Source organism: Acinetobacter rudis, from assembly GCF_031157835.1.
Taxonomy (GTDB): domain Bacteria; phylum Pseudomonadota; class Gammaproteobacteria; order Pseudomonadales; family Moraxellaceae; genus Acinetobacter; species Acinetobacter rudis_A.
Genome location: NZ_JAVIDR010000033.1, coordinates 1 through 15022, shown reverse-complemented (window position 1 = coordinate 15022; position 15022 = coordinate 1). Strand labels below are relative to the sequence as shown.

Genomic DNA, 15022 nt, shown 5'->3' with positions numbered 1-15022 from the left:
TACATTGCCCTTGTGCCGTGTTAGTGCCACATAGGTTAAATTAGCATTCATATTCTCACTGGCAAGGATATAGGCGTTTTCAACCGTCATACCTTGTGATGAATGAATCGTATTGGCATAGCCATGTTTAAAGTGCTGATAGCTGTCTAAATCAATTTTTGATATTTTCCTGCCCTGATCTGATTCAATCATCATGCTTTTGATATTTTGCTGTTTATCAAGCTCAAAGCCAATAACCTTAGCTATTTCACCATTGGAAATATTCAGGTGCTTATCATTCTTTTTAAATACAATCTTATCACCTATCGCTAGCTCAATTTCGCCCTTATAGGTGCTGACCTTATGACTTTCTGCAGGAAGCTTGCCCTCTTTAATCAAGATAGATCGAGCCATAGCATTTAACTCGTTTACATCACGATTTGAGTGAGCAAGCATTAATTTACTCTCGCCCTGGTCAAGGGACCACGATTGAATCGTTTTAACTAAAGCAAATTCATGGGATTCATATTCGTTTACTTTATCTAGGGCTTTATAGATTTCTAATGCCTGATCTACGTTGTGTTTAGAAAGATGCTGTGATGCTTCTTTCATTTCACTAGAGCGCTGACGCTGAATATTCTCAAGTGAAACCGTATTTTTATGGTCTAAATTTTGCTGAATATGATTGAATGCAGAACCTGCCATAACGGCATTAAGTTGGTAGCTATCCCCAACTAATTTAATTTGTGCATGGTGATTCTCAACGATCATTAGAAGTTTCTGCATATCTCTTGAACCGACCATGCCCGCTTCATCTAAGATTAAAACAGTCTTGTTATTAACCTCTAAATTACCGCTTTCATATTTTGCTAAAAATGAAGCAATCGTACTGCTTGGAATATCGCAATCTGTCTCAATTGCTTTGGCTGTAATTGCCTGTAATGCAATTCCGTACACTTGATAATCTGATTCTTTATAAGCTTCAGATACAGCACTTAAAACATATGATTTACCAGTACCCGCAGAACCATTTAAAAGACTGATTCGATCTGTAGACGTAAGTGTATAGAATGCCTTTTCTTGCTCACTGTTAAACGTCCTAGTTTCAGCAACACGCATAGCATTTAACGGCAATTTATCAATTAAAGTTCTTGGCTTTTGTACACGGCTGTCTTGGTTCGCATTGAAAATAAGTGCTGAAATAGATTGTTCTATTCCGACCAACTCATTAGAAGATAAAACAACACTATCTTTGCCATATAAAACCGCCATTTCAGGGCATGTTAAAACCGCTTCACGTGCTTTTAAATACTGTTCCTGTCCATCCGTATGCGCTTCCAAGAATCGATCAAGTTCACGGATGGTAAAAAATGATTGAGTAGAAGTAAGGACTTTTAAAACCTCACTTGGTTTTTCAATAATGGTTTCACCATTCTGTCGTCGAATCTCTTTGATATTCTCGTTAATTAGATATTTATCATGGCTAATGTAATCAGCTCGGAAATTTTGACTTTGAATTTCTGTACCAATTTTTTGATAGCTTCTATGGTCTATACGTGAATCTAAACCGATACTTTCCATATAATCATTTGCAGTATTCGCCCAACTTAAACGAACATCAGAAATAAAATTTCGGGCATTAAAATATCGGTCTTTCCCTGCTCCGCCCAATTCAGGATTTTTAGAATTGTAGCGTTTGAAATGTTGTGCTTCATCCCGATCAATACCGTCTAACTTTCTCTCGCTAAACATTAAGTGAACATGCGGATTTTGTTCACCATCTCGGGCTAAAGGGTTATGAATTGCATAGGAATACGTAAAATTTTTACCTAAAGTTTTTTCTACAAATCGGCTAACTAATTCTTCTCGCTGTTCCTGTGTTAATTCTCTAGGTAATGAGATTTCTAATTCAGTATAGACACGCCCATTCATGCGTTCATTTTTATCTGCTGACTTCCAAAAGTGTTTTGCATCTTTCGCCCAAGTCGGCAAATTACCTGATTCAATCTTTTCAATATCGGCTCTTTTATACTTCCCATCTCGATTAATATAGGCGTAATGGCTTGCTCCTCGGCTTCCCGAAGAACTTGCATTTTTTCCTGCCTTAACCGATAGATGATAGGTTGCCATTTTGCCTTTTTTGATGGTCTGATTTTTTGTTTCTCAAAGAGAAACGAGGAAGCGTGCATTACTCATTGCTATTCGTAAATGATAGTCCCACAAATCCGCTTTCTGTATTGAATTTTCGTAACTTGTTTTATAAAAAATATAGCACTTTGATTTCTATAGAAAATCTTTCAAAAGATATAAAAAAAACCACATATTTCATGTGGTTTTAGATACATAGTATTTTCAAAAATAGATCAATCATCATCAAAAAATACTTTCTGTATTCCCAAACCGATTAATCCAGCGATAGCAAGATAAAGAATTTTTGCATACCACATACCCCATATCACTGTAATTTTTGTAGCACCAAATTCCATTTTTTCAGTTTCGCTAGGAAGATAAGATAGCTCAGGTGCTATATGAAAACCTTTGTCAGAATACTGTAGCGCATAGTCATTTAAAACTGGAAAGAAACAAGCTAAAAACAGCATAGCTAGCACAGGGATTAAAAATTTATTTGGAACATTCAAGCCGACTTTAACAATACCAACGACAAGAGCAATCCATCCAATTATATAAAGAACAGTATATATCCCTGTCCAAATGTCTAAGCCCAATGAATTAGTAGCTTTCCAAATCCCCAAAAGACAAGCAACAATCACTATGCCAAAGACCAATAGAAATAACTTGGCACCGTCATTATTCCCACTACTGTATGTATGCGTATTACTCATATCAAAACCTAAAAACTTGGGTTTCATTTCTTCGGTCAGCTCGCCAAAATCATAGATTTTGACGGCTTCGCTTGAAATGAAACGGTAATCAAGGAGGATAAAAATTAAAATTTATCAGTTCGCAAAGTAGACACTTTGCTCTATTTATTCGTCATCTCTTGGTGACAGTCTTTTTAAGAGATTGTACTAATCCCGTTGTAGCACTAGTTGAGGCATCAAATCCACTACCAACCAGTGAAATAGCAATTTTTGGAACAAGCCAAAATACACCTAGCACAATAATTAATGTAATAATCATTACAAATGCGCCAATAAAAGATGAACCATTTTGATTAAGTTCATCCACAATCGGAACTATGGTTGAAAGAATTAGATCACAGCTCACAATCAGCAAAAGAAGAACAACAAGTGGGGTTAAAATTGCTTGTAGCCAGTTTGTGGCATATCTACGAGTTGCAGGAAACATCGCACAACCTAAGAAAATTGGAGCAACTACTAAAATAATCGCAATAATAATCTTTGAAATTATCCAAATGAGAAAAAATAAACCGCAAACGATACAAGCTAGCCCTAGCATTCCTGCATAAATCAAGACAAAGAAAAAACCCGAAACAGCATTAGTAATCCCTGTATCAACATTTTCAAAGGCTAAAGCTATCGCACCTAAGATAACTGTCATAAAAGACTGGAAAGTGCTAACTGCATCTGTCCCTGTCATTTCACCTATTAAATTTGGTACATCATCTAGAAATACTTCGGCGACGTATGGAAAGAATGAATCCCATGTAAATACGATTGACCAGATCAATAGCATAAGCACGAAAGTTGCTATCACACCCTGAATTTCTACAGCCATGCCTAGCATCATTTTAATAGATTGGAATGAGATCCAAATAATGATAAAACCTGCAAAGACTGGAATGATTGGCTCCGTGATTTTTACATAATAGTTCTTAATCTGATCTTTAACTTTCTTGTCTATATCTCCTGCAATTCTCTCGGTAACGTTATTTAGAACTTCCATCCCATTATTAGAAACAGATTTAACAGCATCACCCATTTTTTGTTTTTCTTGATTTTGTGTATTAGGAATTGTGATACTGCCATCTTGATTAGTTTGAACTTGTCCAGCTCCCAAGTCCTGTGAATTAGTGAAATTTTCAACAGCATAAGCTGAATTTAACACTAAAGTGCTAACTATCAGCATCAACAAGTAGATGATTTTCTTCATAACATCACCTATTTATTAACAAGAATCTTAGGCGGATTCTGTTCTGATTTTAGAAATATACCTTCATCATAAATATTTAATTTTCCATCAACATAAACCACACATTCAGTATTTAAAGAACCTTCAACGCAATATGTGTTGTCTTTGGTGAACTCTAATTTTTTTTGAATTTTTCCATTCAGTAATGGGAGTTTCTGACTTTTAATCGGTGAGTTCACGATATAAATATATTTAGTAAAGCTATAACGATCTGAACTATCTTTCTCTCCAATTTCATAATATTTATAAGTTAAATCCATTGAATCATGCTTTTCAGGAATCCACACACCTGAAATATCAGGCTTAGAACAAGCAAATAGTGCAACTGGTAGAATAGATAAACATAAAGTCTTAATTAATTTTTTCATTTAGTACTCTCTTTTTTTCCATATTTTTTAATGTAATCCCGAATAAACATTCGGATAACTTGGCTCGAGTTCATGTCTTGATTTCTACAAACACTTTGGAAATCTTTTAATTCATCAACATCAACCAAAACAGTTAATTGCTTTGTATTGGTATCTTTCTTCATCACATTCCTAAACTGAATCAATTACAGTTTTATTCTATTTTTAAACATGATCATTTTTTGTATTAATTTTGAAAAATATCCTTTAAAATCAATTGTTTTGTGAGTACAATTCAATTTAGGTATTCATTTATAAGATGAGTTTTTTTCGAGTACAGCCATGCAAAGCATGAGCTACACAGAAAAAAAGGCATCAGAAATATCTATGCCTTCAAATGCTCCTAATTTGCGATTTAAACTATTTTTTTATTTCAATAAGAAAAGGTACATAAAATTAGAAAAAGTGGTAAATACGCTCAATTATGAAGAATTACGACCATATTCAACTATGACTTCAAATTTAAAGTCATTAATTAAATGCGCTCACTCACTCCCCGCACCCTCAGCCGTCGGGCAAGCCCTTTGGGCTGATGGTGAACGTTGAGTGAGTTTCGGCAATACTCACCCTAAGAGCCTGCAAAAAATTTGCTTGCTCTTAAAGTATTGCCATACACCTTTTCGGGCTGACGGAGCCACGCATCGGTCGTATCTGCAAAGGGTAATTGTGCTTTCCCTTATAGGCTGAGATTACGATTCACACACCGCATCGACACGTTCTCAAACCAACTGAACCCAACTATCTCCGCAAGGGTTTCCCCAATTTACGATTTAAGCCAAGTATTCAGCTACTCATCACGCTGTTGCTTTGTCGATTTCCCCTAGTAGCAACTCTTGCTTTATCCATATAAAACAATCGCTGTGGTGCGCTAGCGTCGCTTAATTCCTTCCACCCACACCACATGCCAGCCGTAAAACGGACGCGCAGAAGTAGGCAAAACCTGCTTTTTAAAGCTGATTTGATGAAAAAAAACACTTAACTAACGAAGACTTATCATTTAGGGGCTTGAACTAATATCATTTTCCTGTGAAAATAGAGTTCAGGTACAAGCCATTGGTGAAATCTGCACGAGTTGGTAGCTCTGCTGATCTTCGTTACTTGATGTTCCACCATCAAATAACTGCGTACCGACGAATTTAAAGCCCTCCTTGATGTATGTCAAGGAGGGCTTTTATTTTTCAAAGGAAAAATCTTCTAAAAAACATACATATATTGATTGGTACTCACAAAACAATATATGTGGATTTCTCTATCTATAACTTCTTATAAATCATCTAATAACTAATTTTTTTGCCACCTGTTAATTTCAAAAAACACCTTCCATAGAGACCTAAAATCTTATAAAAATGACTAAGAAAAAAATTTAAAAAAAATTTTTCTTAGATATTAGTAACTTCCGCATAACTTGAATAACTTACGTAACTTACTTAACATAAACCTATTGATCCATTTCATATTTACGGATACTCTTAAGTTAAATAAGTTACGTAAGTTACATAAAAATATGATTATCTTAGTTGGCGGTGAAAAAGGGGGATCTGGTAAAAGCTGTCTTGCTCAAAACCTAGCTGTTTACCTTCAGCAGAAGAAGCGAGACATTTTACTTTTAGATGCTGACCCTCAAGGAACTACTACTGATTGGGTTAAAGAAAGAGATGAAAACTCTGATTTAAAGAACATTCCATCAGTTCAAGCAGCTGGTAATATTAGACAGGTTTTAGACGATCTATCTCGACGTTATCAAGACATTATTATTGATGCTGGTGGTCAAGACTCCGAAGCTCTACGCTCGGCAATGACTATTGCAACACATATGCTTTTACCATTTCGACCTAAACGTCGTGACCTAAAGACATTAGTTCATGTTGAACAACTTATTAAATTAGCTAAAGCAGTTAACCCAAACTTAATTACTAGAGCCGTTATTACTCAATGTCCAACATTACCTAGCCAAGTACAGCGAATTCTTGATGCAAAAGATGCATGCGAGTCTTTTGGTTTATCGCCTTTGAATCAATTTACAACCAATCGGAACGTATATGACGATGCCGATGAAAATGGACTTTCTGTATTTGAAGTTGATACCGATAAAAAGGCAATCATTGAAATAGAGCAACTTGCTTTAGAGTTTTTAGGAGAACTTTAAATGGCACTCAAAGGTTTAACAAAATCAGCTCAGGAATCTAAATCTACAGACCAAAAAATTGAGGATTTCATTAGCGGGTCTACTAAGCGTGTAAAAAATTTAGAGTGTTCACAACAGGTATATCGTCGATTCACCTTTTCACTAACAGAAGAAGTTAGTAAAGAAATTGATGATCTATTGGTAGATTCAAGAGTAGCTAAAGCAAATCGCTCAGTCATTTTGAAAGCAGCTTTGCATCAGTTACAGAAACTCTCAAAAGAGGATTTGCAATTAGCTGTTTTAGATGAGGTTAAGTAACTTAAAAAACTTACGTAAGCTACTTAACTTACGTAAGTTACTTAAATTTCATTTTTATTTTTAAGTTTGGCTTTATTTGAGATAAAAATGCTAGACGGCCATTATAAGCATTTCTATAAACTTCATTTTTCGGATCATTCAGGAATAAGAATTCAGAAACTCTTAATGCTTTAAATTGTTTGAACTCCGCTTCAAGTTTATTGTTTAAAACTACCGTTCCTGTAATAAATTTTGCTTGATTCTCTTTGTATAGAAACACCTTACTTTTCTTAACCTTAAGGTTATGTTTTTCTATAATCTTTGAAGCATTTTTCAAAAAATTACTATTAACGCCAGAACCAGTAAAAGTTAAGTCATCAACGTAAACTGTCATAATTGTATTTCTATTTTTAGAAAATCTAGATAATTCATCAAAAAGATTTTTATTTGCCCAAAATGCAAGGCTCATACTAACCGGACTACCTGTTGGTACATGATTATTAAATGTAAGTAGATGGCTTAAAAGATCAGCTACATCAACAGATTGTTTGAATATCGTTCTAAAAAAATGAAAAACTTTATTTTGGGTTGTAGAGGGGAAAAAATTTTCAATATCAATAGTTAAAGTTTTTTTATCAGAAATAAGATGTTGTGAGGCATTCGTAATAATAGAGTGCTTTTTTCGTCCAGAATGTAAATAATCAGGATGATATATCCTAGTTAACAATGACGCTATTCTCTGATGAATAATAAATAATTGATCTATTGGTTGCTGTATAGATCTAATTTTATTTTTCTGTTCTAAATCAAAGCATGAGTAGTATGAATCATTCTTACAAATTTTAAGAACACTAAGAGGTAAACCTAAAATTTCCGATAATTTTTTTTTCGAATGTAATTTATATAAAATAGATTGAGAAATATCGTAATTAGCACTGCATCTTGGCGTCATCTTCGTCACTATCTTTAAGCTTTTTTTCACCTGCCCATTCTAAGATACTTATAATTTTAGATGTAGCAAATAACTTAAATTTTTTAGATATTTTTTCAGGATTTTCAATATGTTCTGAAAGATATACTAAAGAAGATGTAGGGATTTCAAAATATTTAGAAAAGTCTTCTAAAAAATTGTAAGAAACGGTCTTTTTCCCTGACTCTAATTCACATAAATATGATTTTGATATATGCAATTCGGAAGCTAGTTCCGCTTGAGAAACACCATGAAATTTTCGAATTGCTTTTAATGTTCTATGAATCATATGTAACGTCCTAGCGTAGGTTACTTTTAGAGTTCACTTGAACTCCAAACGGATATTGCTCTATTGATCGAATCTATCAAAAAAACTCAAGAGTCTTTCAATATTTGCAATAAAAGAAACCCCCTTCAGGATTACGGTAAGCAGAAAATTTCTTTTCTTCTTAACCGTATGCTGTTGAATGTTTCCTTGCTCAAGTGCTTGCTGATTTTCGTTTGATTTTTCCATAATATGGTACCTTTCTTAATTACACCTAACAGGATTGTTAGGCTCCGTCAGTAATAAAGAACCGTATCAGCAAGTTATCTCTAAAGTCTGCCCCTTGCTGCCGTCAGCAAGGGGCGACTAAGCCTAATATAAGATTTCTATAAGATCATATTTAAAATACAAAATATAGAAACTGTACGGGCATGGGGTAGAAGAAATCTTCCACGAATTACATTGCTGTAATTCAAAAAGGTGATGCTTCTTTTCTTTCATAAATTTATTGAATAAAAAGAACATCATCCAGACGGAAATCTGGTCATCGAAACGATAAGACTATTATAAATATATAAACAATAAAAGCAACAAAAATTCGCTAATAGCGAATTTTTTATTTAGCTAAGATCTCTTGTTAAGAGCTATATAAATGAAATTTTACAGCAAAAAAAAACGTCTATTTAACATAATAGAGCTTATACGAAATGCTTTTTAAAATATCCTTGTTTTTCATATAGTTAAATTTTTTTCACCCCCCTGAAAAACAACAAAAAACCGACTTGGAAACAAGTCGGTTTCTTTTTAAGCAATTTTGATACTTCTTGCCAATAAATTTGATCAATATTTAATCAATTTGTCATTTTTCTCTGCGTTATCAAGCCAGCGCTGGCTTAAATTATCCCCAATTTCTGCGGACAAATCTTTGGATAAAAATTATAAGCTTTATACCCTTCAATCAGATTAATTCAACTGCTATACGTCTATATCATTCCAGATCAACTTCTTATTATCCGTACATAGAGCAGGATGCTCCAGACAAAAAAGACAATAGTAGAAAATTCATATGCAATAGGAACTATAACAAACACATCAAATATTAAGAGAGCAACGATACTATTGTCCTTTTTTATTTGCATCCTATTGTTAATAAGAAATAAATATTAATTTTTCCTCATATATGTGACTCATAGTACGTGGACTCATAGTCTACAAAAACTATCATAAGAGTAAGTAAAAAATTGGACAGCTTCTGCAATGGAAGAAGAACTCCTTAAAAATTTTGGTAATCACCTTAAAGCTATCAGAAAAGATTATGGACTATCGCAAGAGGCTTTAGCTGATAAAGCACGTCTAGATCGAACCTATGTTAGTGGCGTTGAAACTGGGAAAAGGAATATCTCTTTAAAAGCTCTAAATGCAATTGCAAAAGCATTAGATAAAAACTTATCTCAGCTATTCGATGGTATGTAATGGTTACTGAATATTTAGGAAATAAACTACCAGGTAAAACACAATTCTCTGGGAGAAGAAGGACAACAACTAGAACTTCTGGATTTAAAAGTCATCCTGATTCAACTGGTGGTGAGCTTAAAATAGAAGAAGTCGAGAGTATTCTAATTCCAAAGGGGGAAAATGTTGCTATAACATTCCAGATTCCAGATCATAACTCTGGAGATATAGTTGCATTTGGCGGATGGTATTCATGCAACAATAAAATAAAGATCGAAGTTTTTAAAGGTGGATTTGGTAAAGAACTTCATACCGAGCCTGAAGATAATAATTGGTCCAAGTTCGGCTCAATGGCAACTTCTAATACTTATACTAATGTTCTGCAAACACAAGTTAGATTTACAGCTCTTGAAGATTCATATCTTGCACTTTACGAAGTCGGCTGCGGTATTGTCGAACACAAACACTTGGAATGGGCAAAATCAGAAAAGCCTATTCTATTAAGAAATATGTACCAATTTGCACCAGAGTCTAACTTCTATTCTATAGAGGGTGATGTAAGTATTGAATTAAGCTTTGATTCTACTCAAACTTGCAATGTAGATATTCATTTAAAATCTTGCAATCGTTGTGCTCGTTTTCTACCGATAAATATTAACAACGAAAGACACCATTTAAGTTTTTCAAATCATTGTGTTGCTGATCATAGACGGCCTTGTTCTCATAGTGGTTTCGGGAAATTAAAAAATATCGAAACGGATGAAATAGTACAATTAGAGTACGGCTATCAACTAGAATGTAGATTTTGTAAGAAATTTGAAGTTAATGCTGCACACAATCCTCAACGTACTGCTGCTCAGATGAAAGAGGATGGTGCAAGGAGAAGAGCTTTTGAATTACTTCTAACAGGTATTTTTGGCAAAAGCCCACAACTCATGTATAGAGAGAAATCCGGTGGTCGTGAGTTAACTGATGACATATGGCTAAAATTTGAGAAAAAGTGTTTTAATTGTTTAGCTAATCTTGAGTCGTCAAAAGAAATGCATTTAGACCATACTCGCCCTCTGGCTCTCTTATGGCCATTAGATGAGACAGCAACATGTCTTTGCGGCTCGTGCAACTCACAAAAAAGAGATAGAGCACCTTCTGAATTCTATTCAGAAGAAAAGCTCATTGAATTATCAAAAATAACAGGGCTTTCACTTATCGAACTAAAAAACCCAAGTCCCAACTTGAATGCCGTAAATTATCTAATTAATAACTTAGACTGGCTATTCAATTCTTTCTGTCAGAAACCAGAACTACAGAAAATACGTGATGGAAAGCTAACCTCGGATTTACTATTGAAAGCTCTACAAAAAACACTAAACAAAACAGATATTGGTAAAAAAATAGATCTTCTCAAACTTTACAGAAATCGAGACTAATTTAAAAAAAAAGGCTGTAATTTTCAAAAAATTACAGCCTTTCTTGTAAATCAATCTACAAGCTCTTTTTCTTTAAAACTAAATATTGATGTCCTTTAACACTACCTTTATCTTTGATACCGTGTTTTTCACAATGCTCAACGGACTCTGTAAAAACATCAAGAATTTCGAAGTATCTTTCAGCAAAAGGAATTAATGATTTAGCCATATCACATTTATCACTATGACCTAAGTGAAAGACTGCAATACCATTATCAACTAAACGCTCATAACTTTCTTTAAATATGAAATCATAAACATCAAAATTCTTTTTCTGCATGACCTCTACAAAAGACTTAGGATTTTCTTGAAAATCTTGCTTATTCCATCCGCAAAACCAATACCTCATCCAATTTGTCATATAGAATTTTGTACTATCAAAGAAAGGTGGAGATGTAATAATCGCATCGACCTTTTGAATTTCTTCCGGCCATTCACTAAGAATATCAGCTAAAAAACATTTAGATGAAGTTAGATTTAATAGCTCTTGAGCTTCTAGCGATTTGTTAACTTTATTGGTTAACTTTTCAACTACATTCTTATATATAAATTCACCCGTAGGTGCATAAGGAGTAATAGGATGACTATTACGACTTAAAGCATAAGGTCTATTCCCATGTAAAATATGTAGCATACATGCGAAAACTAGTGACCAATTCTCTGATTCTGGGTCACTGTTTTTAAGAAAAAACTCTCTCGCTAAGAGAATTTCCTCAAAGGTATCCTCATGAAAATATTCTGGAATAGTCTTATTAAAAGCGACCTCTTTTGATTCAGATATGCTTTTATCTTGTGGTTTATTATTACGGATAAAATCATCTAACATCTCAATGATTTTAAGTACTTCATCTTTATTATGCTTCTTTAACTTCGCATTCGAAAGAGAAGTAGCTAATACACCAATATCTAATCCAAAGGCAGAACGACCATTTATAGCAGCTTCGAATGGAATAGTTCCTGATCCACTAAATGGATCTAAGACGATATCGCCTTCAACTGAGAAGGTATCAATTAGATGATAAGCCAAAGCTGGTTTCATTTTTCCTTGATAAGAACAAACCGAATGTAAATCAGATCCCCAATTTCTTTTTGAGAATGGTTCATCCATATGAGGAAACTTTGTTTTAAATCTATCCCATTTTTCCAAAATTTTAGCGAGTTTGGCTGATTTCATTTTTCGTCACTATCCATTTTTTTAAATACCAATAAATACTGACCTAACTCAGCTCCACCATTGGAATATCTTTTTCTTAATACAATTTCTTCATATAACGAGAAGCCTAAATCTTTAGCTATTTCCGTCAAAATTGTGTGCGTAGGAATATATACATTTGCATAGACACTATCTCCAATATCAATGCATACAACACCATTAGGTTTGGTATGGTGATGTAATCCTTCTAGCACTATTTTCATTTCATAAAAATATGCGGACATCATTTTAGCAATTCTAGCGTCATAGGCTTTTTCTAATAATTCAGCATATAAATCAGATACCAAAGGTAAAATATCTTTCCCTTTATCTTTAGTGACATCATTGATTCCAGATGTCACAACCTGATCTCTAAAAACACGAAGGCTCTTATTATTTAAAAGCTCGCCAATAAACCAGAGTTCTAGCTTTGTATTTCGAAAATAATTAGTACCATTCAAGTAAGGAGGGCTTGTGATAACGATATCAGCTTGGATACTTTTAATATCTAAAACTTCTTTTGAGTTATTTGCCAATAAGTTCATTGGAGCTAATGCACGAGGGCAATTTCTACAATCATCCATCATTAAGTTTAATTGTTTTAATACTGATGGAAGTAGTAGAGGTACACCTTTAGATAATTCTTTTGGTGTTTTAAAGCGTACATCTCCTGATCTTTTTAATAAAGAACAAGTTACTAGACAAGATAGTATTGCTACTTCTAAAGCTTCAGCTAAAAGTTCATCTTTTAATGTAATATTATCCACTAAGGATCTAAATTTAAGTACTTGCTCAAAAGCATCTTGAGAAAAGAAAATGCTTTTATCAAAACAATCGTAATATTTTTTTCTTAGTTCTTCAGATGGCTCTACATTCTGTAAATAACCACTTAAATTTTCCCCTAGACTACTAATATCTAGTAAAAATTTTGATTTTTCACTATCTGAAAGGCTAAGAATTTTTTTCTTAATTGCGACCACTTTTCTTAAAACTGGGTTAATTTCACAATAATAAGATGTATAACCTAAAATAGAGCTATTGACTGGAGTCGTTCCAACTCCAGCAAAAGGTTCTAGAACAATTTCAGCATTAGGAGCATATGTTTTTAAAATTTCATATACAAATGATGATGAAAATCCCTCCAAATACGAGTACCAATCATGTAGGTATTCACCCTTACCACCCGAATGTGTAGTGTGTTTAGCTTCTATTTCAAAAGATGCTTTGTGGAATAGTTCAGTTTGCATAGAATTTATTGGGGAGCCTAAATTAATTAGAGCTCTTGACTCAAGATAAGGGAAATATAAAAGATGATACCATTATGTGACCCATAGTCAACATTTAAGCATTTCAAAAGACCCTAAATTCAATAGATTGAGCATAAAACATCTTCTATAAAACGATAAATGTCATCTCAGAACAGAGAACTATCAATAGTAATAACAATAGAGTCCCTAATAATCTATTGTTATATTGAAATTCAAGCAAAAAAAGTAAAAATATTGTTTTTAATATTTTATTGAAATCTATGCAAATTTTCTACGAAAAGAACACTAGACAGACCGTAATAAAACCCTGCTTAGAATGTAAAAAAGACGTAAATACCAAAGTTCATACTTGCCGTTCTTTTAAAGGCTATTTAATGCATATTCGATGTGCTGACAACCTTTTCAGTACATTGTTCTTAATTTCGCCTTTGGCGAACGAACGGACATTGAAAAAACGATTTAAAGAAAGACTAAAGATTCATAAATGCTTAATTTGCAATGAACCTGCTTCTGGCGCAAATGGATTTAAACATTCCATCATCTATGAAGGACATCATATAGAGTTAAAAATTCATAGAACATGCTTTTTTAATAGATATGGTTTGGATTACAACCAAGAGACTAAAAGAGCTATATCAACTTAAAACTTCATTTTATGACTATTTTTGATGCTTGGAGAATGCTTGATCTCACTGTTTGGTGCATTTAGATTCTGTGATGGCTGGCTCTGCTTCTGCTGTTGCAATTGTTGATTGAACTTACTCACCATTTCAGCTTTATGACGACTATCAAAGCGTGCTGAAGTATCTTTTTTATATTCAGTTAAATACTTGTCTGAATAGCGAATATTTAGCTTTTCAAAGGGTACTTCATATTCTTCAGCCTTAATTCTTACTTTCATCACTGCCTTATCTTTGACTTTGTAGGCATCAATCACCTGAAGCGGTGTATCTTTCTCAAAGTGTTCTTTCTTTAAAAAGCCGGTCTTTAAAGTGAGTTCCTGATCTAACTGGAGCTGTTCACCTTTGGCAATGTTCATTTGACCGTTAAATCTTACGATCTCATCACCCAATAAAGCTTTTGATCTTAGGCTATTTCGTACTTCTTCAATGATTTCTTTTTCGCTGAAATGCTTGTCTGGCGTAGTAATTGCCTTAAATGTGCTATTCAAGTTATACAATTCCCGCTGATCATCAAGGCTGTTTCGATGATCACGAATATAGTTCTTTATAAGTTCATCTTTTGCCTGTACGACTGAATAATCCGTTGTAAAGCTCTTAACTTCAGTACGTCCTAAAGTACGTTTCAAGTTATCAAACGGTGTGAGTTCTTTTTCTTGATACTTCCCTTCAGAATTTCTGACCCACGTTTTTTCATCCTGATTGAATGCAGTAGCACTGTAATTTAGCTCTACATTGCCCTTGTGCCGTGTTAGTGCCACATAGGTTAAATTAGCATTCATATTCTCACTGGCAAGGATATAGGCGT

General features: G+C 33.8%; 14 protein-coding genes and 1 pseudogene. 4 read left to right on the top strand and 11 right to left on the bottom strand.

The window, feature by feature from the left end; genetic code table 11:
- The 5 genes from RFH42_RS16425 to RFH42_RS16405 all read right to left on the bottom strand — a co-directional run.
- Positions 1-2109 (bottom strand): AAA family ATPase (locus RFH42_RS16425; RefSeq protein WP_308976991.1); only part of this gene is annotated, 2109 nt, incomplete at its 3' end.
- Between the two features lie 233 nt (positions 2110-2342).
- The gene (locus RFH42_RS16420) at positions 2343-2822 is read right to left on the bottom strand and encodes a hypothetical protein (protein ID WP_308976989.1); all 480 of its coding nucleotides are present in this window, start codon (positions 2820-2822) and stop codon (positions 2343-2345) included.
- A gap of 151 nt (positions 2823-2973) precedes the next feature.
- Positions 2974-4053, bottom strand: coding sequence for a type IV secretion system protein (locus tag RFH42_RS16415; protein ID WP_308976988.1), 1080 nt, complete (start codon positions 4051-4053; stop codon positions 2974-2976).
- Positions 4054-4061: 8 nt separating this feature from the next.
- Positions 4062-4460 (bottom strand): hypothetical protein, encoded by a 399-nt coding sequence (locus tag RFH42_RS16410; RefSeq protein WP_308976987.1) that lies wholly within the window; start codon positions 4458-4460, stop codon positions 4062-4064.
- A complete protein-coding gene (locus RFH42_RS16405) occupies positions 4457-4624 on the bottom strand; it encodes a CopG family transcriptional regulator (protein WP_180009595.1) in 168 nt (55 codons plus the stop codon). The genes RFH42_RS16410 and RFH42_RS16405 overlap by 4 nt, the downstream gene beginning before the upstream one ends.
- Before the next feature lie 1379 nt (positions 4625-6003).
- Here RFH42_RS16405 and RFH42_RS16400 point away from each other — a divergent pair.
- Positions 6004-6645: an AAA family ATPase gene (locus tag RFH42_RS16400; protein ID WP_078426706.1), complete on the top strand. Its 642-nt coding sequence runs from the start codon at positions 6004-6006 to the stop codon at positions 6643-6645.
- On the top strand, positions 6646-6942 hold the full coding sequence (locus RFH42_RS16395) for a hypothetical protein (RefSeq protein ID WP_308976986.1): 297 nt from the start codon (positions 6646-6648) through the stop codon (positions 6940-6942).
- A gap of 37 nt (positions 6943-6979) precedes the next feature.
- Here RFH42_RS16395 and RFH42_RS16390 read toward each other — a convergent pair whose 3' ends face one another.
- Genes RFH42_RS16390 through RFH42_RS16380 form a run of 3 tightly spaced genes read right to left on the bottom strand, consistent with a single transcriptional unit; the run spans position 6980 to position 8405 of the window.
- Positions 6980-7873: a reverse transcriptase family protein gene (locus tag RFH42_RS16390; protein WP_308976985.1), complete on the bottom strand. Its 894-nt coding sequence runs from the start codon at positions 7871-7873 to the stop codon at positions 6980-6982.
- Positions 7851-8180 (bottom strand): helix-turn-helix domain-containing protein, encoded by a 330-nt coding sequence (locus RFH42_RS16385; protein WP_308976984.1) that lies wholly within the window; start codon positions 8178-8180, stop codon positions 7851-7853. Before RFH42_RS16385 ends, RFH42_RS16390 begins: the two co-directional genes overlap by 23 nt.
- 60 nt (positions 8181-8240) lie before the next feature.
- Positions 8241-8405, bottom strand: coding sequence for a hypothetical protein (locus RFH42_RS16380; RefSeq protein WP_180009592.1), 165 nt, complete (start codon positions 8403-8405; stop codon positions 8241-8243).
- Positions 8406-9413: 1008 nt separating this feature from the next.
- Here RFH42_RS16380 and RFH42_RS16375 point away from each other — a divergent pair.
- Both RFH42_RS16375 and RFH42_RS16370 read left to right on the top strand, forming a co-directional pair.
- On the top strand, positions 9414-9629 hold the full coding sequence (locus tag RFH42_RS16375; protein ID WP_261503491.1) for a helix-turn-helix domain-containing protein: 216 nt from the start codon (positions 9414-9416) through the stop codon (positions 9627-9629).
- Positions 9629-11035 (top strand): hypothetical protein, encoded by a 1407-nt coding sequence (locus RFH42_RS16370; protein ID WP_308976983.1) that lies wholly within the window; start codon positions 9629-9631, stop codon positions 11033-11035. Before RFH42_RS16375 ends, RFH42_RS16370 begins: the two co-directional genes overlap by 1 nt.
- 55 nt (positions 11036-11090) lie before the next feature.
- Here RFH42_RS16370 and RFH42_RS16365 read toward each other — a convergent pair whose 3' ends face one another.
- The 3 genes and pseudogenes from RFH42_RS16365 to RFH42_RS16355 all read right to left on the bottom strand — a co-directional run.
- A complete protein-coding gene (locus tag RFH42_RS16365; protein WP_308976981.1) occupies positions 11091-12248 on the bottom strand; it encodes a DNA methyltransferase in 1158 nt (385 codons plus the stop codon).
- Complete coding sequence (locus tag RFH42_RS16360; RefSeq protein WP_308976979.1) at positions 12245-13513, bottom strand: hypothetical protein; 1269 nt, start codon at positions 13511-13513, stop codon at positions 12245-12247. The genes RFH42_RS16365 and RFH42_RS16360 overlap by 4 nt, the downstream gene beginning before the upstream one ends.
- Before the next feature lie 661 nt (positions 13514-14174).
- Positions 14175-15022: pseudogene (locus RFH42_RS16355) on the bottom strand (AAA family ATPase); the annotation flags it as partial.

Bases quoted from the DNA above. Each gene is read 5' to 3' on its own strand.
- RFH42_RS16420 (WP_308976989.1), bottom strand. From the start codon at position 2,822: ATGAGTAATACGCATACATACAGTAGTGGGAATAATGACGGTGCCAAG.
- RFH42_RS16415 (WP_308976988.1), bottom strand. From the start codon at position 4,053: ATGAAGAAAATCATCTACTTGTTGATGCTGATAGTTAGCACTTTAGTG.
- RFH42_RS16410 (WP_308976987.1), bottom strand. From the start codon at position 4,460: ATGAAAAAATTAATTAAGACTTTATGTTTATCTATTCTACCAGTTGCA.
- RFH42_RS16405 (WP_180009595.1), bottom strand. From the start codon at position 4,624: ATGAAGAAAGATACCAATACAAAGCAATTAACTGTTTTGGTTGATGTT.
- RFH42_RS16400 (WP_078426706.1), top strand. From the start codon at position 6,004: ATGATTATCTTAGTTGGCGGTGAAAAAGGGGGATCTGGTAAAAGCTGT.
- RFH42_RS16395 (WP_308976986.1), top strand. From the start codon at position 6,646: ATGGCACTCAAAGGTTTAACAAAATCAGCTCAGGAATCTAAATCTACA.
- RFH42_RS16390 (WP_308976985.1), bottom strand. From the start codon at position 7,873: ATGACGCCAAGATGCAGTGCTAATTACGATATTTCTCAATCTATTTTA.
- RFH42_RS16385 (WP_308976984.1), bottom strand. From the start codon at position 8,180: ATGATTCATAGAACATTAAAAGCAATTCGAAAATTTCATGGTGTTTCT.
- RFH42_RS16380 (WP_180009592.1), bottom strand. From the start codon at position 8,405: ATGGAAAAATCAAACGAAAATCAGCAAGCACTTGAGCAAGGAAACATT.
- RFH42_RS16375 (WP_261503491.1), top strand. From the start codon at position 9,414: ATGGAAGAAGAACTCCTTAAAAATTTTGGTAATCACCTTAAAGCTATC.
- RFH42_RS16370 (WP_308976983.1), top strand. From the start codon at position 9,629: ATGGTTACTGAATATTTAGGAAATAAACTACCAGGTAAAACACAATTC.
- RFH42_RS16365 (WP_308976981.1), bottom strand. From the start codon at position 12,248: ATGAAATCAGCCAAACTCGCTAAAATTTTGGAAAAATGGGATAGATTT.
- RFH42_RS16360 (WP_308976979.1), bottom strand. From the start codon at position 13,513: ATGCAAACTGAACTATTCCACAAAGCATCTTTTGAAATAGAAGCTAAA.